At 68.1% G+C, this 23,355-nt stretch carries 25 protein-coding genes and 4 tRNA genes; 19 read left to right on the forward strand and 10 right to left on the reverse strand.

The window, feature by feature from the left end; translation table 11 throughout:
- Positions 1-100: 100 nt before the first annotated feature.
- The 5 genes from AWC18_RS20195 to AWC18_RS20215 form a co-directional block, all read right to left on the reverse strand.
- Entirely contained in the window at positions 101-637 is a 537-nt protein-coding gene (locus AWC18_RS20195) for a hypothetical protein (RefSeq protein ID WP_064998665.1), read from the reverse strand.
- Positions 638-734: 97 nt separating this feature from the next.
- Positions 735-1,481 carry a Clp protease N-terminal domain-containing protein gene (locus tag AWC18_RS20200; protein ID WP_085139906.1) on the reverse strand — a complete coding sequence of 249 codons (747 nt, stop codon included), beginning with the start codon at positions 1,479-1,481 and terminating at the stop codon, positions 735-737.
- 208 nt (positions 1,482-1,689) lie between these two features.
- Positions 1,690-1,764: transfer RNA gene (locus tag AWC18_RS20205), tRNA-Val, on the reverse strand.
- A 17-nt stretch (positions 1,765-1,781) separates the two neighbouring features.
- A tRNA-Cys gene (locus AWC18_RS20210) sits at positions 1,782-1,852 on the reverse strand.
- A gap of 30 nt (positions 1,853-1,882) precedes the next feature.
- Positions 1,883-1,955 (reverse strand) — tRNA-Gly (locus tag AWC18_RS20215).
- Positions 1,956-2,115: 160 nt separating this feature from the next.
- Between AWC18_RS20215 and AWC18_RS20220 the strand changes: the two genes are divergently transcribed.
- Positions 2,116-2,187: transfer RNA gene (locus AWC18_RS20220), tRNA-Val, on the forward strand.
- A gap of 97 nt (positions 2,188-2,284) precedes the next feature.
- Here AWC18_RS20220 and AWC18_RS20225 read toward each other — a convergent pair.
- Together AWC18_RS20225 and AWC18_RS20230 are read right to left on the reverse strand one after the other, a co-directional pair.
- The gene (locus AWC18_RS20225; protein WP_064998646.1) at positions 2,285-2,905 is read right to left on the reverse strand and encodes a hypothetical protein; all 621 of its coding nucleotides are present in this window, start codon (positions 2,903-2,905) and stop codon (positions 2,285-2,287) included.
- Between the two features lie 106 nt (positions 2,906-3,011).
- Positions 3,012-3,668 (reverse strand): DedA family protein, encoded by a 657-nt coding sequence (locus AWC18_RS20230; protein ID WP_064998666.1) that lies wholly within the window; start codon positions 3,666-3,668, stop codon positions 3,012-3,014.
- A gap of 112 nt (positions 3,669-3,780) precedes the next feature.
- Here AWC18_RS20230 and AWC18_RS20235 point away from each other — a divergent pair, with 112 nt between their 5' ends.
- A complete protein-coding gene (locus tag AWC18_RS20235; RefSeq protein ID WP_085139907.1) occupies positions 3,781-5,448 on the forward strand; it encodes an acyl-CoA synthetase in 1,668 nt (555 codons plus the stop codon).
- A gap of 10 nt (positions 5,449-5,458) precedes the next feature.
- Here AWC18_RS20235 and AWC18_RS20240 read toward each other — a convergent pair whose 3' ends face one another.
- Positions 5,459-6,265, reverse strand: coding sequence for an enoyl-CoA hydratase/isomerase family protein (locus AWC18_RS20240; protein WP_085139922.1), 807 nt, complete (start codon positions 6,263-6,265; stop codon positions 5,459-5,461).
- A 232-nt stretch (positions 6,266-6,497) separates the two neighbouring features.
- Between AWC18_RS20240 and fdxA the strand changes: the two genes are divergently transcribed.
- The 4 genes from fdxA (at position 6,498) to AWC18_RS20260 (ending at position 8,948) form a co-directional block, all read left to right on the forward strand.
- Positions 6,498-6,842, forward strand: coding sequence for a ferredoxin (gene fdxA, locus AWC18_RS20245; protein ID WP_064998648.1), 345 nt, complete (start codon positions 6,498-6,500; stop codon positions 6,840-6,842).
- Complete coding sequence (locus AWC18_RS20250; protein WP_085139908.1) at positions 6,839-7,573, forward strand: helix-turn-helix transcriptional regulator; 735 nt, start codon at positions 6,839-6,841, stop codon at positions 7,571-7,573. Before fdxA ends, AWC18_RS20250 begins: the two co-directional genes overlap by 4 nt.
- Positions 7,574-7,653: 80 nt before the next feature.
- A complete protein-coding gene (locus AWC18_RS20255) occupies positions 7,654-7,992 on the forward strand; it encodes a cupin domain-containing protein (RefSeq protein WP_085139909.1) in 339 nt (112 codons plus the stop codon).
- Positions 7,993-8,057: 65 nt separating this feature from the next.
- Entirely contained in the window at positions 8,058-8,948 is an 891-nt protein-coding gene (locus AWC18_RS20260; RefSeq protein ID WP_234806611.1) for an NAD(P)H-dependent flavin oxidoreductase, read from the forward strand.
- Between the two features lie 12 nt (positions 8,949-8,960).
- Here AWC18_RS20260 and AWC18_RS20265 read toward each other — a convergent pair whose 3' ends face one another.
- Positions 8,961-9,464 (reverse strand): DUF1990 domain-containing protein, encoded by a 504-nt coding sequence (locus AWC18_RS20265; RefSeq protein ID WP_085139911.1) that lies wholly within the window; start codon positions 9,462-9,464, stop codon positions 8,961-8,963.
- Positions 9,465-9,529: 65 nt separating this feature from the next.
- Here AWC18_RS20265 and AWC18_RS20270 point away from each other — a divergent pair, with 65 nt between their 5' ends.
- From AWC18_RS20270 to AWC18_RS20305, 8 genes are all read left to right on the forward strand, one after another.
- Positions 9,530-10,144: a PaaI family thioesterase gene (locus AWC18_RS20270; RefSeq protein WP_064998652.1), complete on the forward strand. Its 615-nt coding sequence runs from the start codon at positions 9,530-9,532 to the stop codon at positions 10,142-10,144.
- 92 nt (positions 10,145-10,236) lie between these two features.
- The gene (gene thrS, locus AWC18_RS20275) at positions 10,237-12,315 is read left to right on the forward strand and encodes a threonine--tRNA ligase (protein ID WP_085139912.1); all 2,079 of its coding nucleotides are present in this window, start codon (positions 10,237-10,239) and stop codon (positions 12,313-12,315) included.
- Entirely contained in the window at positions 12,312-12,887 is a 576-nt protein-coding gene (locus AWC18_RS20280; protein ID WP_085139913.1) for an ATP adenylyltransferase, read from the forward strand. Before thrS ends, AWC18_RS20280 begins: the two co-directional genes overlap by 4 nt.
- Positions 12,884-13,558, forward strand: a complete 675-nt coding sequence (gene pgsA / locus AWC18_RS20285) for a phosphatidylinositol phosphate synthase (protein WP_085139914.1) — start codon at positions 12,884-12,886, stop codon at positions 13,556-13,558. Before AWC18_RS20280 ends, pgsA begins: the two co-directional genes overlap by 4 nt.
- 17 nt (positions 13,559-13,575) lie before the next feature.
- Entirely contained in the window at positions 13,576-14,499 is a 924-nt protein-coding gene (locus tag AWC18_RS20290; protein ID WP_234806612.1) for a phosphatidylinositol mannoside acyltransferase, read from the forward strand.
- Positions 14,499-15,623: a glycosyltransferase family 4 protein gene (locus AWC18_RS20295; protein WP_085139916.1), complete on the forward strand. Its 1,125-nt coding sequence runs from the start codon at positions 14,499-14,501 to the stop codon at positions 15,621-15,623. Before AWC18_RS20290 ends, AWC18_RS20295 begins: the two co-directional genes overlap by 1 nt.
- A complete protein-coding gene (locus tag AWC18_RS20300) occupies positions 15,623-16,669 on the forward strand; it encodes an NUDIX hydrolase (RefSeq protein ID WP_064998658.1) in 1,047 nt (348 codons plus the stop codon). Before AWC18_RS20295 ends, AWC18_RS20300 begins: the two co-directional genes overlap by 1 nt.
- 55 nt (positions 16,670-16,724) lie before the next feature.
- The gene (locus AWC18_RS20305; RefSeq protein WP_085139917.1) at positions 16,725-17,738 is read left to right on the forward strand and encodes an alcohol dehydrogenase catalytic domain-containing protein; all 1,014 of its coding nucleotides are present in this window, start codon (positions 16,725-16,727) and stop codon (positions 17,736-17,738) included.
- 13 nt (positions 17,739-17,751) lie between these two features.
- Here the strand turns inward: AWC18_RS20305 and AWC18_RS20310 are convergent, their stop codons facing one another.
- Entirely contained in the window at positions 17,752-18,540 is a 789-nt protein-coding gene (locus AWC18_RS20310) for a Coq4 family protein (protein WP_085139918.1), read from the reverse strand.
- Between the two features lie 78 nt (positions 18,541-18,618).
- On the opposite strand from AWC18_RS20310, the gene AWC18_RS20315 reads away from it, so the two are divergent.
- The 5 genes from AWC18_RS20315 to AWC18_RS20335 all read left to right on the forward strand — a co-directional run bounded on the left by AWC18_RS20315 (position 18,619) and on the right by AWC18_RS20335 (position 23,239).
- Positions 18,619-19,341: a helix-turn-helix domain-containing protein gene (locus AWC18_RS20315; protein ID WP_085139919.1), complete on the forward strand. Its 723-nt coding sequence runs from the start codon at positions 18,619-18,621 to the stop codon at positions 19,339-19,341.
- A 78-nt stretch (positions 19,342-19,419) separates the two neighbouring features.
- Positions 19,420-20,337 carry a pyridoxal 5'-phosphate synthase lyase subunit PdxS gene (gene pdxS, locus AWC18_RS20320; protein WP_064998662.1) on the forward strand — a complete coding sequence of 306 codons (918 nt, stop codon included), beginning with the start codon at positions 19,420-19,422 and terminating at the stop codon, positions 20,335-20,337.
- 42 nt (positions 20,338-20,379) lie between these two features.
- On the forward strand, positions 20,380-21,225 hold the full coding sequence (tesB, locus tag AWC18_RS20325; protein ID WP_064998663.1) for an acyl-CoA thioesterase II: 846 nt from the start codon (positions 20,380-20,382) through the stop codon (positions 21,223-21,225).
- Positions 21,222-21,818, forward strand: a complete 597-nt coding sequence (gene pdxT, locus AWC18_RS20330; RefSeq protein ID WP_085139920.1) for a pyridoxal 5'-phosphate synthase glutaminase subunit PdxT — start codon at positions 21,222-21,224, stop codon at positions 21,816-21,818. The genes tesB and pdxT overlap by 4 nt, the downstream gene beginning before the upstream one ends.
- Before the next feature lie 65 nt (positions 21,819-21,883).
- Positions 21,884-23,239: an ABC1 kinase family protein gene (locus AWC18_RS20335; RefSeq protein ID WP_085139921.1), complete on the forward strand. Its 1,356-nt coding sequence runs from the start codon at positions 21,884-21,886 to the stop codon at positions 23,237-23,239.
- Positions 23,240-23,355 lie beyond the last annotated feature (116 nt).

Consider the following 23,355-nt stretch of genomic DNA (forward strand, 5'->3'; position numbering starts at 1 on the left):
CACGGAATCAGTTACAGATCCCTTCCTGACACCTCCGGAGGCATTTGAGAAGGACTAACCCGATCTATATCAGCGAGGCTCGACGTACCCGCGGGTCAGCTCACAGATTCCACTGCGCCAGGCGCAGGCCGGTGTTGCGCGACAGCATCACCACGTGGGTGACCAAGCCGCGGTAGACATCCCAATAGACGCCACCGTCCACGGTGGAGCCCGCCGGAGCGTTGGTGAGCACCGCGTCCAGGGCGGTCGGGTCGTCGGTGTGCTTGGACACGTAGGCGTCGCCGCCGGGCGTGACACCGTCGAAGGTGACTGAGGCCGCCATGATGTAGGGGTTGGGCACCGAGATCGGGTGAATGGTCACGTTGCACCGCCACGGCCCGCCCTGGTTGCGCCACCGCGGCGAGCCGTTCGCGCCCCAGCCCGGGGGGATCTCGCTGGGCACCACGTCATGCACCGTGACGTCGGCGACGATCGGTCCGAATGCCTCGTCGTGGTACTGGATGCGCAGGGTGTCGCCGAGACGCCCGATCGGCGCTTCCGGGGTGGTGGTCGGCGTGGCGTACCCGGCGGCCGGCGATATCAGCGCGGCCGACACGGTGACGACGGAAGTGACCAGGGCCAGAATCCAGCGATGCATCATGTCCTCTTCGTTTGCTTCTGGGCATGATGGCACATCGGCATCGCGGGTGCAGCGGCCTTGGCCCGGGTGGGATCGTGCCTGATGGTCTGGCCGCTCAGTTCGTGGTTTCAGAACCGGGGGAGGCGAGAGTCGCGGAGATCGCCTCCAGTGCTCGAGCCAGATCGGCTTCGGCCCGTTCCCGATCGACTCCGGCGCGGTGCAGGGGGCCGGTGCCGTCCTCGGCTTCCAGCAGTGCAAGCAACAGGTGTTCGGTGCCGATGTAGTTGTGGCCGAGGCGAAGTGCGGTGCGGAAGGTCAACTCCAGTGCTTTGCGGGCCGGGCCGTTGAAGGGAATCAGTGCGGGCGGTTCGGTGTCGCCGGGCTCGAGGGTGATGGCGGCGCCGACGGCCTGCGGGTCGATCTGCTGTGCGGTCAGCAGGGTGGTGGCCAGCGCGCCGGGATCGTCAAGGAGTCCCAGGACCAGATGATCCGGGGTGATCTCGCTGTGGCGTGCCCGGTGCGCGGCGTTCTGGGCCGCGACGACGGCATTGCGGGCCCGCGGGGTGAAGCGGGCGAAGCCCTGCTCGGGATCCAGCGTGGCGGCCTCGGGACGCGGGACGAACTTCTTCTGCGCCGCCTGCTTGGTGACGCCCATGCACTTGCCGATGTCGGTCCACGAGGCTCCCGATCGGCGCGCCTGGTCGACGAAATGCCCGATCAGATGGTCGGCGACTTCGCCGAGGTGTTCGGCGGCCAGCACAGCATCGGTCAATCGATCCAGGGCGTCGTCGTGCACGGCGGCGATGGCGTTGATGAGGTCGTCCAGTCGGACGGACTGCGTGAGTGGGGTCGGCTCGGCCATGGCGTCAACCTTAGGTTGACGCTATGGGAACCGTCAACCGCCGGTTGACGCGGTGGATCCGCCCAGTGCCACGGCTTCGTCCAGGTGGTTTTGCACGCCGGGTCGCCAGATGAGCATTTGAGAACACGCAGAGCGACGCACGTTTCGATGGGATGCCGCCAAATATGGCTGACGGACCCTGGGTGGTGCCTTGAACAAGAATCGATCCTGGTGCGCGGTACTGGGATTGAACCAGCGACCTCTTCCGTGTCAGGGAAGCGCTCTCCCGCTGAGCTAACCGCGCTTAGAGCCTTGGGACGGAGGTGGAGACGGGAATCGAACCCGTGTGCACGGCTTTGCAGGCCGTTGCCTCACCACTCGGCCACTCCACCGCAAGGGGTTGATGCCACTTGACACCCTCGAGCGGATGACGGGATTCGAACCCGCGACCCTCACCTTGGCAAGGTGATGCGCTACCAACTGCGCTACATCCGCGTGCCTCGGGCGAGATCGTCGCCCGGTGCGATGCAGAACATTAGCGGACTCATGTGAGACAACACAACTTTGCATGTCAGAGCGGCGAGTCGCCCGAATGGCGGCCTGCGCATTGATGCTTAGCGGGTGCGGCGTGCTAGTGTTCGTCCTCGTTCAATCCGGTCTCGTAGCTCAGGGGGAGAGCGTCCGCCTCACACGCGGAAGGTCGCTGGTTCGATCCCAGCCGGGACCACAAAAAAGCCACCTGGAAACAGGTGGCTTTTCTGTTTTCGGGCCGCTGCCCAGCTGACCCAGCCCCTTGCGCAGGGGCCACGGCAGCTTCGGCGACCTCAGGCCATCTCGGGCACATTCAGATGGGCGATCGCCAAATCGAACTCGGCGACTTCGAGTATCTCTGCGCCGGCGTCGTTGACGGCCCGGGCCCAGATCGCCTGCTCGCCGCTGCGACTGGCCACCAGCGCCGCCCGGTCGTCGAAGCTGACCGAGGACACCGCGCGTCCCGAATGACGGTCCACCAGCAGCGTGGTGCTGCAGAAACCGTGGAGATCCTCCAGCTCCGGCATCAGCGCCAGCCGGTAGGTGTCGATCATCTGCTCGCAGGCCGCCGGGTCGGTCCGCAGCCAGGTGACGCGCACACCGGCATGCCGCCGAGACCGGTGATCGCGGCGTACCGCGGCGATCTCCCAGCGGCTGACCTCGGCGGTGGCGTGGAAGATCGCGGTGGCGCGGTCGCGCAGATGCTCGGCCCTGGCCTCACTGGCGCGCAAGGTGTCTTCATCCAGCCACGACGAGGTGATGATGCACCGCCCGGCATCGCGGTCGACCAGCATCGACATCCCGGCACACCCCTCGGTGTCGGCCAGGGCCGGCATCACCACGCCGCGGACATGGGTGATGCCCTCATCGATAAAGGACGGATGGGCGTGTATCGAGGTTGCGCGTGCGAACATGTCGGCCTCCGGTTGGACGGGGCGACGCCGCGGCGGCGCCGCCGGTCCCTTCCACCATGCTCCGGCTGCGGTGCGGGGACAACCCCTATTCGTCCCCAATTCGCGGCTATTCGGTGACGGGCTCCGTCTTGGCGCGATGTTCGGCATCCAATTCCGCGATCTGGGCACCGATACGGCCCCGCAATGCGAGGGCCGCGACCAGCCCGGCGAGCACCGCGACCAGCAGCGCCACCCAGGAGAACCGGGACAGCCAGTGCTCGGCGGCCACCCCGGCGTAGTACACCAGGGCGGTGGTTCCGCCGGCCCAGACAATCGCACCGCTGACGTTGGCGACCAGAAAGTGCGGGTACGGCATCTTCAGGGCGCCTGCCAGGGGGCCCGCCAGGATGCGCAGCAGTGCCATGAAGCGGCCGAAGAAGACCGCGCTGGCACCCCAGCGGCGGAAGGACCGTTCGGCGAAGGCGATGTGGCCGGGTCCGAAGTGGTTCGGAAATCGCCGGCCCAGGCGGTCGAACAGTCGCATACCGAATCGTCGGCCGATCGAATAGCCGATCGAGTCGCCGATCACCGCGCCGATCACCGCCGCCACCGCGACCCCGACCGGTTGGACCGCCAACTCGTGTCGCGATGACAACAGCGCGGCTCCGACCAACATGAGCTCGCCCGGCAACGGGACGCCCAGGCTCTCTATCCCGATAACCGCGCCGACCAACAGGTAGACCAGGACGGGCGGGATCGAGTACAGCAGGACATCCACCGACATGCGGCCAAGCATGCCTGACGTCGGGTGCGAAAGCCCGCCGCAACCGTCGAAGACCGAGCACGCGTCACCTAGTAGCGTGGCGCAGGCGTTGCGATCGAATCGAGGAGCGGCAGTGGAATTCAACCTCGCCCAAGTGTTCTCAGCAGTGGCGGCCGCCGTTCCGGACCGGGACTGCATCGTCTTCGGTGACCGGCGATTCACCTATCAGCAGATTGAGGACCGATCCCGTCGGCTGGCGCGGGCGTTGCACGAGCGCGGACTGGGTGTGCGCCGGGAACGTTCCGCGCTGGCCTCCCATGAATCGGGTCAGAGCCACCTCGCGCTGTACCTGGCTAACGGCAACGAATACCTGGAAGGCATGCTCGGGGCCTTCAACGCCCGGGTCGCGCCGTTCAACGTCAACTACCGTTACGTCGCCGACGAACTGGTCTACCTGCTGACCAACGCCTCCACCGAGGCGATCATGTACCACGCCCGGTACGCCCCCACCTTGGCCGAAGCGCTGCAGCGCGCCGGTGACCGCCTGCCCGCGATGCCGCTGATCCACGTCGACGACGACTCCGGCCACGAGCCGTTGCCCGGCGCGGTCCGCTATGAGGAACTGCTGGCCGCCACGTCCCCCGAACCGCTGGGCCTGGCGCTGTCCCCGGACGACCTGTACCTGCTCTACACCGGCGGCACCACCGGCATGCCCAAGGGCGTGTTGTGGCGTCAGCACGACATTTTCATCGGCGCGATGGGCGGCCGTGAGTCCGGTACCGGTGCGGTGCCCACCACGTTGGAACAGATCGTCGACCGCGCCCGCACGGCCCGGCCCGTGGGCTCGATGACGGTGGCGCCGTTGATGCACGGGGCCGCCCAGTGGGCCGCCTTCATCACGCTGCTGGGCGGGCGGCCCTTCGTGATGTCGACCACCACCGACCGGTTCGATCCGGTGGGGACCTGGGAGCTGGTGGCCGAAGAGCGGGTCGTATCGCTGTCGATCGTCGGCGACGCCTTCGCACGTCCACTTGCCGACGCGCTGGAAGCCGGTGGCGCCGCGCTGGCAGATCGGCTCTCGGGGCTGCTCATGCTGGCCAGCGGCGGTGCGCCGTTCACCGTGCCGGTCAAGCAGCGGCTCGTGGACGCGTTGCCCCAGCTGTCGATCCTTGACGCCGGCGGCTCGTCGGAGACCGGCGCGCAGATGGGGCAGACCACCAGCCGAGGCCAGGACTCGACCGGCCTGTTCACGCCGAACCCCGGCGCGGTCGTGGTCAGCGAGGACATGACCCGAATCCTCAAGCCCGGCGACGACGAGATCGGCTGGTTGGCGCAGCAGGGACACGTCCCGCTGGGTTACCTCGGTGATCCGGAGAAATCCGCGCGGACCTTCCCGATCATCGAAGGGATCCGGCATTCGGTCCCCGGCGATCGGGCTCGCTGGGACGCCGACGGCGGTATCGAACTGCTGGGCCGCGACTCGGTGACGATCAACTCCGGCGGCGAGAAGATCTTCGCCGAGGAGGTCGAAGCCGCTATCGCGAGGCACCCCGCGGTCTATGACGTCGTGGTGGTGGGCCGGCCCAGCCAACGGTGGGGCAACGAGGTCGTCGCGGTGGTGCAACTGGCAGACGGTGCCGACGCTGGGGCCGAGGACATCGTCGCCGAGGCCGCCCACCACATCGCGCGCTACAAACTCCCCAAGGACGTGGTGTTCTGCGACCGGGTGCAGCGCTCACCGTCGGGCAAGGCCGACTATCGCTGGGCCAAGGAACAGGCTCTCGCCGCGCAGCGGGTCTGAAGCGATCCGCTCAGCCGAACTGCGGCTTGCGCTTCTCCCGGATGGCGGCCAGCCCTTCGTGCACGTCGGGTCCGGAGAAGCCGAGAAATTCCAGGCCCAGCGCGGTCTCGAAGGCCGGCGCGAACTGCCGATACCAGTAGTTCAGGCTGTGCTTGGTGAAGCGGATCGCGTCCTGGGCGCCGTGTGCCAAGTCGTCTGCGATGCGGGTGGCGGTGGCGAGTACCTCGTCGTCGTCGACGCACTTGGAGACCAGTCCGATCCGCTCGGCCTCCTCTCCGCGCAGCGTTTCGCAGGTCAGCAGGTAGTACTTGGCCTTGGCCATGCCCACCAGCAGCGGCCAGCAGATGGCGGCGTGATCCCCGGCGGCCACGCCGAGCTTGGTGTGGCCGTCGATCAGCCGGGCGGTGCGCCCGGCGACCGAGATGTCCGACAGCAGCGCCACCACCAGTCCTGCCCCGACAGCGGGTCCGTTGATCGCCGAGATCACCGGCTTGGAGAAGTTGACCATGTTCAGCACCAGATCGCGGGCCTCGCGCAGCACCTGCATCCGTCCGGCGTGATCTTCGACGATCTTCTCGATCAGCTCGAAACTGCCGCCCGCGGAGAAGGCCTTGCCCTCACCGCGCACCAGCACTGCCCGCACGTCGTCGTCGCGATCGAGAGCGGGCCATACGTCGGCCAGGTCGCGGTGCATCTGCGGGCCCACCGAGTTCAGTCCCGGCGCGTCCAGCACCAGCTCCAGCACGCCGTTGTCGCCGGGCTCGAAGCGCAGGCTGGGGAAGTCCGAGGAGGCACGGTACCGGGGGGTTTCAGTCATCATTTGTTTCTACTGCACCGCCGCGTCGGGCGGCACCCAGGCCTCCCGCCGGCGCGCTGCGGGACCCGTCCTGCCGGGCGCCGTCGGTAGGTGTGAATCCTCAACGGGCGCAATGGATCTAAGGATGAAGGGGTGGGCGCAGCGGGGGAGTGCTGAGGTGCCATTTTCGGCCCCTGGCGTTTAGGTACGCCTTTCTAGTTTCTACAAAATCCCTTGTGTAAACTCTCTGCCCATGGCATATGTGATCGGGAAGCCGTGCGTTGACGTGATGGACCGGGCCTGCGTGGAGGAGTGCCCGGTTGACTGCATCTACGAAGGCGGTCGAGCCCTTTACATCCACCCGGATGAGTGTGTGGACTGTGGAGCCTGCGAGCCGGTGTGCCCGGTAGAGGCCATCTACTACGAAGACGACCTCCCGGAGGAGCTTCAACCGCACCAGGCCGACAACGCGGCGTTCTTCGCCGAGGCCCTGCCGGGCCGCGATGAGGCGCTCGGCTCACCCGGCGGCGCCGCCAAGATCGGCCCCCTCGGCATCGACACTCCGCTGGTGGCCAGCTATCCGCCCCAGGGGGAGTGACCGACATCGCCAAGCTGCCTGTGCCATCTGGAGGACGTCGCCTCGACGTTCTGCGGCTGGTACAGGCCGCCGAGGAACCGCTCAGCATTGCCCAGATCGCCGACGAGTTGGGGGTGCACCCCAACACGGTGCGTTTTCACCTGGACACCCTGGTTGAAGAGGGCCGCGTCGAGCACACCGAACCTGACCACAAGGGCCGCGGACGGCCGGCGCTGATGTTTCGGGCCATCCGCCAGATGGACCGGGGTGGAACGCGCCGTTTCCGGCTGCTCGCCGAAATCCTCGCCATCGCCTTGGCCGCCGATACCGATCCCAGCGGCAAGGCCTTGGCGGCCGGCCGGGCCTGGGGGCATCGGCTGCGGCCGCTGCATCAACCGTCCGGCGCCGTCGACGCCGAGGAATCCACCGGTCATCTGCTCGACATGCTCGATGAGCTGGGATTCGAACCCGAACGCCTGGGGCCCGACAGTGCCGGTGAAGAGCGACTCGGGCTGCGGCACTGCCCGTTTCTGGAGCTCGCCGAAACCTCCACCCAAGTGGTGTGCCCCATCCATCTGGGGCTGATGCAGGGAGCCCTGGAAGCCTGGGACGCTCCGCTGACCGTCGATCGCCTCGACCCCTTCACCCAGCCCGACCTGTGTGTGGCGCACCTGAAGTCTGCAGTCCTGAACGGAGTTTCGGTCGACCACTCGCCCCCCGTCGCGGTCGGGGCAGAAGGGGCCACCGGGTGAGTGCCGGCGCCTCGGCTGCGATCGGCGCGACGTTCATCCGCCGTCTCGCCGAACCGTCCCACTGAGCCGAAGGAGTACCGATGGAATCGACCTCGCTGAATGTGCTGGCCGACGAGAAGCTCGCCGAGGCCACCCAACATCACAGTGGCCGCGCCGCCCACACCGTCTACGGCGGTTCGGTGCATCACCTGCGCCAGACCCTGGTCGCACTGCAGGCCGGCCAGTCACTGGCCGAGCACGACAGCCCCGGGGAGTCCACCCTGCAGGTGTTGCGCGGCCGGGTGCGGCTGACCGCCGGCGACGACAGCTGGGAGGGCACAGCCGGCGACTTCGTCACGCTGCCGCGCACCCGCCACGCACTGGAGTCGCTGGAAGACTCCGTGGTGCTGCTGACCGTCGCCAAGAGCGCGTCGCACTGAGCGTGCCGCTGAGCACATCCTGGTCGCAGGCGACCGGACTGCGAGTGCCCGTCCTCAATGCCCCCATGGGCGGGGTGGCCGGGGGCCGGCTGGCCGCCGCCGTCAGCGCCGCGGGCGGGCTGGGCATGATCGGGATGGGCAGCACTGCCACCGCGAAGTCGCTGGCCGCTGAGTTGACCGCACTCGGGCCGGCGCCGCAGTTCGGGATCGGCTTGGTGGACTGGGTGATCCGCGATCAGCCCGACCTGCTGGATGCCGCACTGGCAGCGCGCCCGACCCTGCTGTCCATCAGCTTCGGAGCCGACCTGTCCTGGGTGCAGCGCGCCCACGCGAGCGGGATCCTGGCCGCCACTCAGGTCTATGACGCCGAGGGTGCCCGACGTGCCCAAGACGCCGGACTGGACGTGCTGGTGGCACGCGGGGCCGAGGGCGGTGGGCACGGGGAGATCCGGCTGGCCACCCTGCCGCTGCTCGACGCCGTCCTGGATGCCGTCGAGGTTCCGGTGCTGGCCGCGGGTGGGATCTCCGGGCCGCGCAGCCTGGCCGCGGTGCTGGCCGCCGGTGCTGCCGGGGCATGGTTGGGCACGGTCTTCGCGGCATGCCCCGAGGCCCTCACCGGTGAAAGTGCCCGCCGCACACTGATCGCGGCCGGCGGTACGGACACGATCACCACCCGGGTCTTCGATGTCGGGCAGCGGCTGAACTGGCCGGCGCGGTTCCCGTCACGGGTGCTGCGCAACGAGTTCACTCACCGCTGGGCCGGCCGCGAGGAAGACCTGGTCGGCGATCAGGAGGCCGGCAGGGAACTGGCCGCCGGGATCGCCGCCGATGATCAGCGCATCGCACCGGTCGATGCGGGTCAGGGCGTGGGCCTGCTCACCGACAGTCGCCCGGCGGCAGTGGTCCTCGACGAGCTGTGCACCGGGGCGCAGCGTCTGCTGGCGCGCTGGAGCTGACCGCCACGGCGGTCACACCGCGCGCAGATAGCGTTGGGCGATGGTGCGCTGCATCAACCGTCCGAGCGGACCGGTTGCCCTGGTCCACCATGCGGCGGGCCGGGAGAACGCCCGCACCTGCGCGTACACCGTGTCATCGGCCGGGTCATAGCGCACCGAGAACAGCTCTTCGCCGGATTCGGGGTGCCCGGGCAGCGTGCCGTAGGCATAACCGCGCCGGTTGGGCTCGTTCACGACGTAGACCACTCGGCACGGCGCGCTCAGCAGGCCCAGCCGTACTCGCACCACCGCGTCCACCGTGGCGATCTCGTCCTCGGCGTCCACTCGCACGCCCCACCCGGCCCCGCGCAGCATGCCCCAGCGCAGCACGGCGTCGCCGGCCTCCTCGAAGCGCCGGCGACCGCGACCGATCGGCGCGGCCAGGTCCAGGTGGTGATAGCCGGCGGGCAGCGTGGAGGCGGTGGCACCCACTTCGGCGTAGGTCAGGGGCAATCCACGCAGCGTGCTCAGATCCACGGCCCAAACTCTGCCATCCCGGGAGCGCCGCCGGCACCCCAAAAGGCGGAACGTTAAATAGGGGGGTGAGTGCCCCACACGCCGGCGGCGGTTTCAACCCGCCCGACCCGACCGACAAGGGCGGGCCGGATTACGGCCGGTTCCTGGAGAATATGCGCGCCCTGCAGGACCATGCCCGCGCCGCCGACGCCCCCGCAGAGGTGATCACCCGCGCCGCTGACGCACTGCAGGAAGTGTGCGAACTGCTGGCGCCGTATGACACCGACGAATGGTCGTCACCGTCCGGTCGCCGACTGGACCTGCCGATGCGCGGCAACCTGCTGGCAGTGCCGATGAAGCTCAAGAAGAACGACGACGGGCGATTGCGCGGGTGGGCCCAATTCCGGCGATTCCACCTGGGCCGCAACGGCGCGGCACATGGCGGGGCTATCGGGCTGCTGTTCGACTCGGTACTGGGCACGGCGTCCTGGATGCTGACCGGAGGGCCCTATCAGCGCACCGCCTACCTGCACATCAACTATCGCCAGATCGTCCCGATCGACAAGGAGTTGCAGGTCGAGGCCTGGATCAGCCGGACGGAGGGGCGCAAGATCTTCGTCGAGACCCGGCTGTGTGACGGCGACACGGTCCTGACCGACGGCGAGGCCCTGTTCGTGGTGCTCAAACCCGGCCAACCGTGACGCCGGTGTACTCGCGAACGGTGCGTTACCCGAGCCCCGATAGCATGGTCGCGGACGTTTCTAGCCCCTAACAACCCCTTGGAGACCACGTCATGACCGCGCCCGCCATCCCCGCCCCGGCAAGCCCGATCCGGGTGCCCGCCGGGACAACCGCGGCCGCGGCGGTGCGCGCGGCGGGCCTGCCCGACCGAGGAGCTCCCGATGCGATTGTGGTGGTGCGCGACGAGCAGGGGCGCCTGCGCGACCTGAGCTGGATTCCCGAGGTCGACGTCGAGGTGACCCCGGTGGCCGCGAACACCGACGACGGCCGCAGCGTGATCCGGCACTCGTGCGCGCACGTCCTTGCCCAAGCGGTCCAAGACCTGTTTCCGGCCGCCAAGCTCGGTATCGGCCCGCCGATCACCGACGGCTTCTACTACGACTTCGACGTGCCCGAGGCGTTCACCCCCGAGGATCTGGCCAAGCTGGAGAAGCGGATGCGCGCCATCATCAAGGACGGACAGCTGTTCTCCCGGCGCGTCTACGAGTCCAAGGACGCCGCGCGCGCCGAGCTGGCCAACGAGCCCTACAAGCTGGAGCTGGTGGATGACAAGTCTGGCGACAGCGACATCATGGAGGTCGGCGGCGACGAACTCACCGCCTACGACAACTTGAATCCCCGTACCCGGGAACGGGTTTGGGGTGATCTGTGTCGTGGTCCGCATATCCCGACCACCCGGTTCATCCCGGCGTTCAAGCTCACCCGGACCTCGGCCGCATACTGGCGCGGTAACCAGAACAACGCCAGCCTGCAGCGCGTCTACGGCACCGCTTGGGAATCGCAGGAGGCGCTCGACAGTCACCTCGAGTTGATCGAGGAGGCGCTGCGACGCGATCACCGCAAGCTTGGGGTCGAGCTGGACCTGTTCAGCTTCCCCGACGAAATCGGCTCGGGGCTACCGGTTTTCCACCCCAAGGGTGGAATCATCCGCCGGGAGTTGGAGGAGTACTCGCGGCGCAAGCACATCGAGGCCGGCTACCAGTTCGTCAACACCCCGCATATCACCAAGTCCGAACTCTACGAGACCTCCGGACACCTGGAGTGGTACCGCGAGGGTATGTACCCGGCGATGCACATCGATGCGGAGTTCGCTGAGGACGGCACTCTGCGCAAACCCGGCCAGGACTATTACCTCAAGCCGATGAACTGTCCGATGCACCATCTGATCTTCCGGTCACGTGGACGCTCCTACCGGGAACTTCCGCTGCGGCTCTTCGAGTTCGGCAGCGTCTACCGCTACGAGCGTTCCGGCGTGGTGCACGGGCTGACCCGGGTGCGCGGGATGACCCAGGACGACGCGCACATCTACTGCACCCGCGAAAGCATGCGCGACGAGCTGACCTCGTTGCTGCGTTTCGTGCTGGACCTACTCGCCGACTACGGCCTGGACGACTACTTCCTGGAGCTGTCCACCAAGGACCCGGAGAAATACGTCGGCTCCGACGACGTGTGGGAGGAGGCGACCGAGACGCTGCGTGAGGTCGCCGAGGCGTCCGGGCTGACCCTGGTGCCCGACCCGGGCGGTGCCGCCTTCTACGGCCCGAAGATCTCGGTGCAGGTCAAGGATGCGCTCGGTCGCAGCTGGCAGATGTCGACCATTCAGCTCGACTTCAACATGCCCGACCGCTTCGAGCTGGAATACACCGCCTCCGATGGGACGCGCCAGCGGCCCGTGCTGATCCACCGGGCGCTGTTCGGCTCGATCGAGCGCTTCTTCGGCGTGCTGACCGAGCACTACGCCGGGGCCTTCCCGGCGTGGCTGGCGCCGGTCCAGGTGGTCGGCATCCCGGTCGCCGACCAGCACGTGGACTACCTGGACGACGTCGCCGCGCAACTGCGCCGGCACGGGGTGCGCGTGGAGGTCGACGCCAGCGACGACCGGATGCCGAAGAAGATCGTCAACCACACCAACCAGAAGGTGCCGTTCATGCTGCTGGCCGGCGACCGCGATGTCGAGGCCGGCGCAGTCAGCTTCCGCTTCGCCGACCGCACGCAGATCAACGGGGTGCCGCGCGAGCAGGCGGTGGCGGCCATCGTGGACTGGATCACCGCGCGCACCAACACCGTGCCGACCGCGGAGACGGTCAAGGCGGGCCTCGGGGGAGGCCCCGACACGAGCGAGGCCCGATGAGCGGAGACGACCAGCCCGGCGAGGAGGCGATCGTCGACACCGGCGCAGGCGAGCCCGACCGGCTGGCGCGGCTGTGGACGCCCTACCGGATGACCTATCTGGCCGAGGCACCGCTCAAGCGTGCGGAATCCGGGTCGGCGCGATCCACCCAACCCTTCACCGACATCCCCACCATGCCCGACGAGGAGGGGCTGGTGGTGGCGCGCGGTGAGCACGTCTACGCGGTGCTCAACCTCTACCCGTACAACCCGGGCCACCTGATGGTGGTGCCCTACCGGCGGTTCTCGGAGTTCGAAGACCTCACCGAGGACGAGGGCACCGAGCTGATGGCGTTCATCCAGAAGGCGATCCGCGTCATCAAGGCGGTGTCCCGCCCGCACGGATTCAATGTCGGGATGAATCTCGGCGAGTCGGCCGGCGGGTCGCTGGCCGAGCACCTGCACGTCCATGTGGTGCCCCGCTGGGGTGGTGACGCGAACTTCATCACGATCGTCGGCGGCTCCAAAGTGATCCCGCAACTGCTGCGCGACACCCGCCAGCTGCTCGCTGACGAGTGGGCCAGACAGCAATGAGCAGACTGCCGTTCCTGTCGCGGGCAACCTTCGCGGGCATCACCACGCCGATTGCGCGAGTCCTGCTGCGAGCCGGCCTCACCGCCGACATCGTCACAATGGTGGGCACCGCCGGCGCGGTGCTGGCGGCGCTGACACTGTTCCCGATCGGGCAACTGTTCGCCGGGACCCTGATCGTCTGGTTCTTCGTGCACTTCGACATGGTCGATGGGGCGATGGCCCGCCAAAGCGGCGGCGGCAGCGCGTTCGGCGCCGTCCTGGACGCCACCTGCGATCGGATCAGTGACGGCGCGGTGTTCTGCGGGTTGGCCTGGTGGGCGGCATTCGGTCTGGACGACCCTCCGCTGGTCGTGGCAACCCTGATCTGCCTGGTCACCTCGCAGGTGATCTCCTACATCAAGGCCCGCGCGGAGGCCAGCGGACTGCGCGGTGACGGTGGCTACATCGAACGGCCCGAACGGCTGATCATCGTCCTGGCGGGCGCCGGACTGTCCGGCCTGCCAGTCTTCCCGTTGCCGTGGGCGCTGCCCGTGGCCATGTGGCTGCTGGCGGTGGCCAGCCTGATCACCTGCGCACAGCGGTTGCACACGGTGCGGATCTCGCCGGGTGCGGTGGACCCGTTGCCGCAGATGTCCGACGGCCCCGACGGCCAGGAGACCACGGGACCGTGACCCTCATCCCGAGCGGCCTGCGAGTTCCCGGGCTCAGTCAGCTGGATACCTGGGCCACCGACGCCGGATTCGCCGCGGGCTGGATGCTGGTGCGCGCGATGCCCGAATTCGTCGCCCGCAACGCATTCGGCGCCGGCGCCCTGTTCGCCGCTCGCGGCGGCGGACCCGAACAGTTGCGCAGAAACTTGGCCCGCGTCACCGGGGTTGCGCCGCAGGACGTCCCGGCGGAGCTGATGCGGGCGTCGCTGGCGTCCTATGCCCGCTACTGGCGCGAGGCGTTCCGGCTGCCGACCATGGACCACGCGGCACTGGCGGCGCAACTGCACGACGCGGTGCAGGGTCGCGACCACCTCGCCGCGGCATTGGCGACCGGTCGCGGGGCGGTGCTGGCGTTGCCGCACAGTGGCAACTGGGACATGGCCGGCGTGTGGCTGGCCCAGACCCACGGCGGATTCACCACGGTCGCCGAACGGCTCAAGCCCGAATCGCTCTACCGGCGGTTCCTCGCGTTCCGGGAGAGTCTGGGCTTCGAGGTGCTGCCGTTGTCCGGCGGGCCCCGGCCACCGTTCGAGGTCCTCGCCGAGCGACTCAACAACAACGGCCTGGTGTGTTTGATGGCCGACCGCGATCTGACCCGCAGTGGGGTGGCGGTCGACTTCTTCGGCGACGTCACGCGCATGCCGGCCGGCTCGGCGAAGCTCGCCCTCGAGACCGGCGCAGCCCTGTTGCCGGCGCACTGCTGGTTCGACGGCGCGGGCTGGGGGATCGCCATTCACGCTCCGCTGGACTGCAGCAGCGGCGACGTCGGCGTGATCACCCAGGCGCTGGCCGACAAATTCGCCGAGGGCATCGCGGCCTACCCCCAGGACTGGCACATGATGCAGCCGCAGTGGATCGCCGACCTTCCCGAATCGCGACGGGCGCGCTTGGGGGAGACCTGATGCGGATCGGCATGGTCTGCCCCTACTCGTTCGATGTGCCGGGCGGGGTGCAGGCTCATGTGCTGCAACTGGCAGAGGTGCTGCGCGCCCGCGGGCACTACGTCAGCGTGCTGGCGCCGGCGTCGCCGGATGTCGTGCTGCCCGACTACGTGGTATCGGCCGGCAGGGCTGTCGCGATCCCCTACAACGGTTCGGTGGCGCGACTGCAGTTCAGCCCGGCCGCGCACCGAAAAGTCAAGAAATGGCTGGCCACAGGCGATTTCGACGTACTGCACCTGCATGAGCCGAACGCCCCCAGTCTGTCGATGCTGGCGTTGAACATCGCCGAGGGACCGATCGTGGCCACGTTTCACACCTCGACCACCAAATCGCTGACGCTGAGCGTGGTGCAGGGCCTGTTGCGGCCGATGCACGAAAAGATCATCGGGCGCATCGCGGTCTCGGATCTGGCGCGGCGCTGGCAGATGGAGGCCCTGGGCTCCGACGCGGTGGAGATCCCCAACGGGGTCGACGTGGCTGCGTTCGCCACGGCGCTGCCCCTGCCGGGTTATCCGCGAGCGGGGCGCACCGTGCTGTTTCTCGGCCGCTACGACGAGCCGCGCAAGGGGATGGCGGTGCTGCTCGCAGCGCTGCCGTCCCTGGTCGAGCGGCACCCCAATGTAGAGGTGTTGATCGTCGGACGCGGCGATGAAGAGGAATTGCGCCGTAGCGCAGGGACATTGGCGAGCCATCTGCGGTTCCTGGGGCAGGTCGACGACGCCGAGAAGGCCTCAGCCCTGCGAAGCGCCGACGTGTACTGCGCGCCCAACACCGGCGGGGAGAGCTTCGGGATCGTGCTGGCCGAGGCGATGGCCGCGGGCACCGCGGTGGTCGCCAGCGACCTGGACGCCTTTCGCCGGGTGCTCAACGACGGGGAGGCCGGCCGGCTGGCGCCCGTGGACGACCCCGCCGCACTGGCTGCCGCTCTGATCGAGGTGCTCGACGATGACGCACTACGCGCGGCGTATGTGGCCGCCGGCGCCGAGGCGGTGCGCCGCTTCGACTGGCCGGTGGTCGCCGACCAGATCATTCGGGTCTACGAGACCGTGGCCGGCGTCGGCGGCAAAGTGACGGTGGGCGACTGATGGAGCTGACCATCGTGACGACCGCACTGGTGCTGCTCGGGGTGGCGGTGCTGGCCGCGGCGGTGGCCTGGGCGTATCAGACCGCCAACCGGCTCAACCGGCTGCATGTGCGATGCGACCTGTCCTGGCAGGCGCTGGATGCGGCGTTGGCCCGCCGCGCGGTGGTGGCTCGGGCGATCGCGATAGACGCCTACGGAGACGGGGTGGCCGGCAGACGACTGGCCGCCCTGGCCGATGTCGCCGAGCGGGCGCCGCGTCAGGCGCGGGAGGCCGCCGAGAATGCGCTGTCGGCCGAGCTGGCGATGGTCGATGGCCAGTCACTGCAGCACGAGATGGTCGCCGAGTTGGCAGATGCTGAAGCGCGGGTGCTGTTGGCCCGCCGATTCCACAACGACGCGGTCCGCGACACTGTGGCCCTGCGCGAACGTCCGTTGGTGCGAGCCCTGCACCTGGGCGGGACAGCGCCGATGCCAACGTATTTCGAGATTGTGGAGCGGGCAGGCATGCTCGCTCACGGTGGCCGCGTGCTGGACCCGCGTGTCTCGGCGCGGGTGGTGCTGCTCGACGAGGGCGGATCGGTGCTGCTGCTGTGCGGTCACGACCCGGCTCTGCCCGACGATGCGGCCGATCCGGCGCCGCGGTGGTGGTTCACCGTCGGCGGACAGGTGTTGCCCGACGAACCGCTCGCCGAGGCAGCGGCCCGCGAACTGGCCGAAGAGACCGGTCTCCGGGTGGACCCGGGTGATCTGGTCGGACCCATCTGGCGCCGCGACGCCGTGTTCGAGTTCAACGGTGAACGCATCGACAGCCAGGAGTTCTTCTTCGTCTACCGCACTGCGCGTTTCGAGCCGTCCGGGGTCGGCCGAACCGGTTTGGAGCAGCGCTACCTTCACGGTCACCGCTGGTGCGACGCCGGCGAGATAGCGGCGCTGGCGGCCGGCGGTCAGAAGGTCTACCCGCTGCAACTGGGTGCTCGTCTCGCTGAGGCCGCGCGCTTGGCCGACGGCGTTGCCGGTGCTGATGCCGCTCTTCGCCGGATTTCTTGACCTGCGCCGCTTAGGCTGAACAGGTCTCGGGCCAACCGCCATCCAGGGAGCCGCCATGCCCCAACATCGTGCTGTTCACGTCGCCGCTGTCGATGCGCCGCTGACTCTGGTCGATGTCGAGACCGCCGCGCCCGGGCCCGGTCAGGTTCGTATCGCCGTCGCCGCCTGCGGTGTCTGCGGCACCGATCACGTACTCGTCAGCGGTGGCTTCCCCGCGATGACCTGGCCGCTGACGCTGGGCCACGAGATCGCCGGCACGATCGCCGAATTGGGGCCGGGCGTGACCGACTGGCAGCTTGGTGAGCGGGTTGCGGTCGGCTGGTTCGGAGGGCATTGCAATCACTGCATTCCTTGCCGGAAAGGCGATTTCATTCACTGCGCCAAGGGGCAGGTGCCCAGCTGGCACTACCCGGGCGGGTACGCCGAATCGGTGGTGGTACCGGCCAATGCGCTGGCCCGCATTCCCGACGAGTTGTCCTTCGTCGAAGCCGCGCCCATGGGCTGCGCCGGCGTCACCACCTACCATGCGCTGCGATCCACCGGGGCGCGTCCGGGCGACCGCGTTGCGGTGCTGGGCCTGGGCGGTTTGGGGCACCTAGGCGTGCAGTTCGCCCGGGCCATGGGCTTTGAGACGATCGCGATCGCGCGCGGCGCCGCCAAAGAAGCTGACGCCATTGCCCTCGGCGCCCATCACTACATCGACTCGACCGCCGGTGACGTCGCTGCGGCGCTTGCCGGACTCGGCGGTGCGTCGGTGGTGCTGGCCACTGCGGCCAATTCGCGCGCGATGGCCGACACCCTCGGCGGGCTGGCGCCACGCGGAGAGCTCGTGATCATCGGCGTCTCCGGTGAACCGCTCCCGATCACCCCGGGGCAGCTGATCACCCCCGGGCTCAGCGTCACCGGCCACCCGTCGGGCACTGCCCGAGATGTCGAGGAGACCATGGCCTTCGCGGTGCTGTCCGGGGTCCGGGCCCGCATCGAAGAACGGCCGCTGGCCGAGGCCGCCGACGCCTATGCCGCCATGGCTCAGGGTCGGGCGCGCTACCGCATGGTGTTGACGATGTGAGTAGCGCGCGGATTCAGGCGGCCGGCAGGGTCGCGTCGTAGTCCCAACGGGTCGGCGCTTTGATGCCCGGCGGTGTCCAGCCGATGAACATGTGCCCGTCCGGGTGCGCGCGAGGCGTCGGCATGACCCCCAACCTGGCGCGAACCTCGGTGATGGGCTGGTCCAGCAGCTCTTCGTAGGGGGCCGCCATCAGGTTGTCGGCGCGCTGGCCGCGGCGGACCGCTTCACGGAAATAACGCAATTTCCGGGCCGGCGAGGCGGGGATGAGGGGTCCGAGCAGCCCGAGTGTCAACGCTTTGAGGGCGCCGGACGGCTCCATCTGGCCGCAGTGAAAACCCAGATTGCCGAACTCTCCGCCGATGTCCGGGCCGTAGCCGCCCAGGGTGTGGAACATGTCGTGCAGGGCGGTGCCCCGCCGCATCATGTAGAAGAAGTCATCGTCCCAGCCCCGACGCTCGGCGACCGGCCGGATCACCGTGTCCACGTCGAACACCCCGGCATCCAAGCGATTGGTGCGCAGAAACGAGCGGTAGGCGTGACCGAGTGAGCCCTGCGGCAGCGAGGCCAGGTATTCGTCGTCGCCGAGCAGTGCCAACAGATCCGGCTTCTCGGCGAACAACCGCCGGCCGTTGGGATGCGCTCGCAGTTGGTGATAGCTGCGGGCCAGGATGGGAGCCCCCAGGCCGACGATGAGTTCGAAGGCGGATCCGCCGTTCTTGCCGGGATTGGTCAGCAGACGCCAGGAGCCGAACACCGCCCGCCAGTCGCGTTGCTCGGGAACACCGTGGATCGTGGCAGCCATGCGACCAACCCCTCCGTCGGAAACGCGCGGGGAATTCAGTGAGGTTGATAATAGACAAATGAATGAAAATGTCCATATATGCCGAATGGGCCGGACATGACGGTGCGGCGGGGCAGACCGCCCGGCGGCGGTAACCCTCCCGAGCATGCCCGCGAGCTGCTGTTGGACGCAGCGGAGCGCTCCTTTGCTCGCCGCGGCTATCGAGCCTCGACAATGCAGGTGATCGCACATGAGGCCGGTTACACCCGCGCGGTGATCTATCGCCACTTCGCCACCCGCGATGAGCTGCTGGACGCGCTGGTGGTGCGAGTGGCCGGGCGCAACATCACTGAGATCACCGGTCGGCTGCAGGCGGCGGCCGGGCCACCGAATGATCCGGGTGGTTCAGCGAGGCTCGACGTAGGAGAGGCGAAGCTGGGACCACCGAATGATCCGGGCACCCTGGTGACGGAATCCCTGGTCATCGTGGCGACCGAGGTGTCGCAGGACCCCTTGCTGCGGGTCATATCCGAGCACACCGACGAGGGCAATGTCGCCGCACTGATCGCACGCTCGGCGACGCTGAGGGAGCTGCTGGCAGGGCTGTATGAGGCGGGATTCCGACAGTTCGGCGCGCAGCTGCGGCCCGGCCTGCACTCGGCCGACGCGGCCCGATTCGTGTTGTCGGCCGCACTCGGCCTGCTGTTGGGCCTTATCCCCGGGGTCCAAGACGCTGAGCAGGTCCGCCGCTATGTGCGGGTGTTCGTGTTGCCCGCGCTGCTCGCCGATCCGCCGCCGGCCGAACGCGTCTTCACGGCGTAGCGGTCATCGGCGGGAAAACCGCTGGCGTCGGCCCACTACACTGAGCGGGTATTACAGGTCAGCAAGGAGAAGCATTCAGTGGACAGCGCGGCGCAGAACGGTTCGGCACCCGACGGACAAACGGGTACTGCGCGCGTAAAGCGCGGCATGGCCGAGATGCTCAAGGGCGGCGTCATCATGGACGTCGTCACCCCGGACCAGGCCCGCATCGCTGAGGCCGCCGGTGCCGTCGCGGTAATGGCTCTGGAGCGGGTGCCCGCCGACATCCGTGCCCAGGGCGGGGTTTCGCGGATGAGCGATCCCGACATGATCGAGGGCATCATCTCCGCGGTCACCATTCCGGTGATGGCCAAAGTGCGAATCGGGCACTTCGTGGAGGCGCAGATTCTGCAGAGCCTCGGGGTGGACTACATCGACGAGTCCGAGGTGCTGACCCCCGCCGACTACACCCACCACATCGACAAGTGGCAGTTCACCGTGCCGTTCGTGTGCGGGGCGACCAACCTGGGCGAGGCACTGCGCCGGATCACCGAGGGTGCGGCCATGATTCGCTCCAAGGGCGAGGCCGGCACCGGTGACGTCTCCAACGCCACCACCCACATGCGGTCCATCGGTGGCGAGATTCGTCGCCTCACGTCGCTGTCCGAGGACGAATTGTTCGTTGCCGCAAAGGAACTGCAGGCGCCCTACGATCTGGTCGCAGAAGTGGCCAGGGCCGGGAAGCTTCCGGTGACGCTGTTCACCGCGGGCGGTATCGCCACCCCAGCGGATGCCGCGATGATGATGCAGCTCGGAGCGGAGGGCGTGTTCGTCGGCTCGGGCATCTTCAAGTCCGGTGACCCCGCGGCACGTGCGGCAGCCATCGTCAAGGCCACCACCTTCTACGACGACCCCGACGTGTTGGCCCGGGTTTCGCGCGGACTGGGCGAGGCTATGGTCGGCATCAACGTGGAGGACATCGCGCAACCGCACCGGCTTGCCGAACGCGGCTGGTGACAGCGGCGATGAGCGCTTGCGCGAAAAGCAGACGGTCTTAGTGTGGCGATCGAAGAGATCCTTGACCTCGAGCAACTTGAGGTCAATATCTACCGCGGGAGCGTGTTCAGCCCGCTCTCCGCAGACAACCAGCGCACCTTCGGCGGGCACGTAGCCGGTCAGGCCCTGGTGTCGGCGGTGCGCACCGTGGATCCGCGCTACCGGGTCCACTCGCTGCACGGATATTTTCTGCGCCCCGGAGATGCCAAGGCGCCCACGGTGTTCCTGGTGGAGCGGGTCCGCGACGGTGGCTCGTTCTGTACGCGGCGCGTCAACGCGGTCCAGCACGGCGAAACCATCTTCAATATGTCGGCATCGTTCCAAACCGAACAGCAGGGCATCAAACACCAGGATGTGATGCCTGACGCACCCGACCCGCGGGACCTGCCCGACATCTCCGCGATGAAGGCCTTCGACGACGAGGGCTTCAAGGCGTTCGCCGAGTGGGATCTGCGCCGAGTGCCGAGTGAGCAGCTGCCGCATGTGCCCGGCAAGGTGGCCGAGCAGCAGGTCTGGTTCCGCCATCGTGACCGGCTACCCGACGATCCGGTACTGCACATCTGCGCGCTGGCCTACATGAGCGATCTGACCCTGCTCGGCACCTCCTGGTCGATCCACCCCGATGACCGCGACCACCTGCAGGTGGCGTCGCTGGATCACGCGATGTGGTTCATGCGCCCGTTCCGGGCCGACGAATGGCTGCTCTATGACCAGTCGTCGCCGTCGGCGGGTGCCGGCCGGTCGCTGACCCAGGGCAAGATCTACAACCGCTCCGGCGACATGGTGGCGGCCGTCATGCAGGAGGGGCTGACCCGCTATCCGTCCGGATACCAGCCCATCGAGCAGTGAGCAGCTCGCACATCGGCGTGCTCGCCCTGCAGGGCGACGTCCGTGAACACCTCGCCGCCCTGAGTGCCGTCGGCGCTGACCCGGTTCCGGTACGCCGTCGCTCCGAACTGGACGCGGTCGACGCGCTGCTGCTTCCCGGTGGGGAATCGACCACGATCAGCCATCTGCTGCGGGAGCTGGAACTTGCGGACCCGCTGCGGGCCAGGCTGGCCGAGGGGATGCCGGCGTACGGTTCCTGCGCGGGCATGATTCTGCTCGCCAGCGAGATCCTCGACGCCGGCGCGCAGGGGCGCGCCGCGATTCCCCTGTCAGGAATCGATATGGCCGTGCGGCGCAACGCTTTCGGCCGTCAGGTGGATTCCTTCGAGGGTGATGTCGACTTCGAAGGCTTGGACGAACCGGTGCACGCGGTGTTCATCCGAGCCCCCTGGGTGGAGCGGATCGGGCCCGGTGTTCAGGTGCTGGCCGAGGCCGCCGGACATCCGGTCGCGGTGCGGCAAGGCCGGGTCCTGGCCACCTCGTTTCACCCCGAGGTGACCGGCGACAGCCGAATCCACCGGCTCTTCGTCGACATCGTCGCGGGGCACGTCTAAGAGCGCCGCCCGCCGTCGGGAGACCGGGGATACCGCCGCGGGGACCGGGGAGGCATGATGAGCGCATGGCAGATCTCGCGCGAGGCGGATTCCGCCGCGCAGTAAAACTGGCGAGCCTCCCGGCCGGAGTAGCAGGCCGCGCAGCGCTCGGTGTGGGCAAGCGGATGACCGGCAAGACCAAAGACGAGGTCAACGCCGAGCTCCTGGAGAAGGCCGCCGACGAGATGTTCAAAGTGCTCGGCGAGCTCAAGGGTGGCGCGATGAAGGTCGGCCAGGCGCTGTCGGTGATGGAGGCCGCGATACCTCCGCAGTTCGCCGAGCCGTTCCGTGAGGCGTTGGTCAAGCTCCAGAGTGAGGCCCCGCCGCTGCCGGCCGCCAAGGTGCATCGGGTGCTCGACGCCCAGCTCGGCACCAAATGGCGTGAGCGCTTCTTGTCCTTCGACGACACCCCGGCCGCTTCGGCGAGTATCGGGCAGGTGCACCGGGCGGTCTGGAAGGACGGCCGCGAAGTCGCCGTGAAGATCCAGTATCCCGGTGCCGATGAGGCGCTGCGTGCCGATCTCAAACTGATTCAGCGGTTCAACTGGGTCGCCAAGCAAGTCATGCCGGGCGCGGACGTGGACCGGGTGGTCTCGGAGATCAACGACACCTTGGAAGCCGAACTCGAATACCGGCAGGAGGCCGACAATCAGCGGGCCTTCGCCAAGGCGTACGCCGGGGACCCGAAGTTCTGTGTGCCGGCAGTGATCGCCAGCGCGCCGAAGGTGATCGTCTCGGAATGGATCGAGGGCCGGCGTCTGTCGGCGATCATCAACAGCGGCACCAAGCAGGAGCGGGACTCGGCGTGTGCGCTGCTGCTGGAGTTCACCTTCAGCTCACCGGCACGGGTGGGACTGATACACGCCGACCCGCACCCGGGCAACTTCATGCTGCTGCCCGACGGCCGGCTGGGCGTCATCGACTTCGGCGCGGTGGCCGAACATCCCGGCGGCATCCCGCCGGAGTTCGCCGAACTGCTGTGCTGGGCACGCGACGAGCAGTGGGACGAAGTGATCCGGCTGCTCAAGCAGCTCGGATTCATGCCGGCCGACTATGACCTGACCGGTGAGCAGCTGGTGGAGTACATCCAGCCGCTGTGGCCCTACATCGATCCGCTGCGTTCGGGGGAGTTCCACTTCACCCGCAAGTGGTTCCAGAAGTCGGCCCTGGTCACCTCCGATCCGATGGCCGAAGGCTTCGCCGACCGGTTCAAGATGGCGCGTCAGATGACCCTTCCGGCGGGTTACGTCATGTTGCTGCGCACCCTGGGCGGCCTGCTGGGGGTCGCGGTGCAGCTGGACGCGCACGTCAACTACGCCGAGCTGATCGAGCGATGGGTGCCCGGGTTCTTCCCGCCCCACCAGCCCCCGGCACGCGGCTGAGACCGGCACGTAGACTCGTCGCGCAAAGTTCTGACGCAACAGTGAGGTGGAGCGGGTTATGAGCGGCCATTCCAAGTGGGCGACCACGAAGCACAAGAAGGCTGTCATTGACGCTA

Source organism: Mycolicibacter nonchromogenicus (assembly GCF_002101775.1).
Lineage (GTDB): Bacteria > Actinomycetota > Actinomycetes > Mycobacteriales > Mycobacteriaceae > Mycobacterium > Mycobacterium nonchromogenicum.

Excerpts from the sequence above, each read along its gene's own strand:
- AWC18_RS20195 (WP_064998665.1), bottom strand. The coding sequence starts at position 637 with ATGCATCGCTGGATTCTGGCCCTGGTCACTTCCGTCGTCACCGTGTCG.
- AWC18_RS20200 (WP_085139906.1), bottom strand. The coding sequence starts at position 1,481 with ATGGCCGAGCCGACCCCACTCACGCAGTCCGTCCGACTGGACGACCTC.
- AWC18_RS20225 (WP_064998646.1), bottom strand. The coding sequence starts at position 2,905 with ATGTTCGCACGCGCAACCTCGATACACGCCCATCCGTCCTTTATCGAT.
- AWC18_RS20230 (WP_064998666.1), bottom strand. The coding sequence starts at position 3,668 with ATGTCGGTGGATGTCCTGCTGTACTCGATCCCGCCCGTCCTGGTCTAC.
- AWC18_RS20240 (WP_085139922.1), bottom strand. The coding sequence starts at position 6,265 with ATGACTGAAACCCCCCGGTACCGTGCCTCCTCGGACTTCCCCAGCCTG.
- fdxA (WP_064998648.1), top strand. The coding sequence starts at position 6,498 with ATGGCATATGTGATCGGGAAGCCGTGCGTTGACGTGATGGACCGGGCC.
- AWC18_RS20255 (WP_085139909.1), top strand. The coding sequence starts at position 7,654 with ATGGAATCGACCTCGCTGAATGTGCTGGCCGACGAGAAGCTCGCCGAG.
- AWC18_RS20260 (WP_234806611.1), top strand. The coding sequence starts at position 8,058 with ATGGGCGGGGTGGCCGGGGGCCGGCTGGCCGCCGCCGTCAGCGCCGCG.
- thrS (WP_085139912.1), top strand. The coding sequence starts at position 10,237 with ATGACCGCGCCCGCCATCCCCGCCCCGGCAAGCCCGATCCGGGTGCCC.
- AWC18_RS20280 (WP_085139913.1), top strand. The coding sequence starts at position 12,312 with ATGAGCGGAGACGACCAGCCCGGCGAGGAGGCGATCGTCGACACCGGC.
- pgsA (WP_085139914.1), top strand. The coding sequence starts at position 12,884 with ATGAGCAGACTGCCGTTCCTGTCGCGGGCAACCTTCGCGGGCATCACC.
- AWC18_RS20295 (WP_085139916.1), top strand. The coding sequence starts at position 14,499 with ATGCGGATCGGCATGGTCTGCCCCTACTCGTTCGATGTGCCGGGCGGG.
- AWC18_RS20300 (WP_064998658.1), top strand. The coding sequence starts at position 15,623 with ATGGAGCTGACCATCGTGACGACCGCACTGGTGCTGCTCGGGGTGGCG.
- AWC18_RS20305 (WP_085139917.1), top strand. The coding sequence starts at position 16,725 with ATGCCCCAACATCGTGCTGTTCACGTCGCCGCTGTCGATGCGCCGCTG.
- AWC18_RS20310 (WP_085139918.1), bottom strand. The coding sequence starts at position 18,540 with ATGGCTGCCACGATCCACGGTGTTCCCGAGCAACGCGACTGGCGGGCG.
- AWC18_RS20315 (WP_085139919.1), top strand. The coding sequence starts at position 18,619 with ATGCCGAATGGGCCGGACATGACGGTGCGGCGGGGCAGACCGCCCGGC.
- AWC18_RS20335 (WP_085139921.1), top strand. The coding sequence starts at position 21,884 with ATGGCAGATCTCGCGCGAGGCGGATTCCGCCGCGCAGTAAAACTGGCG.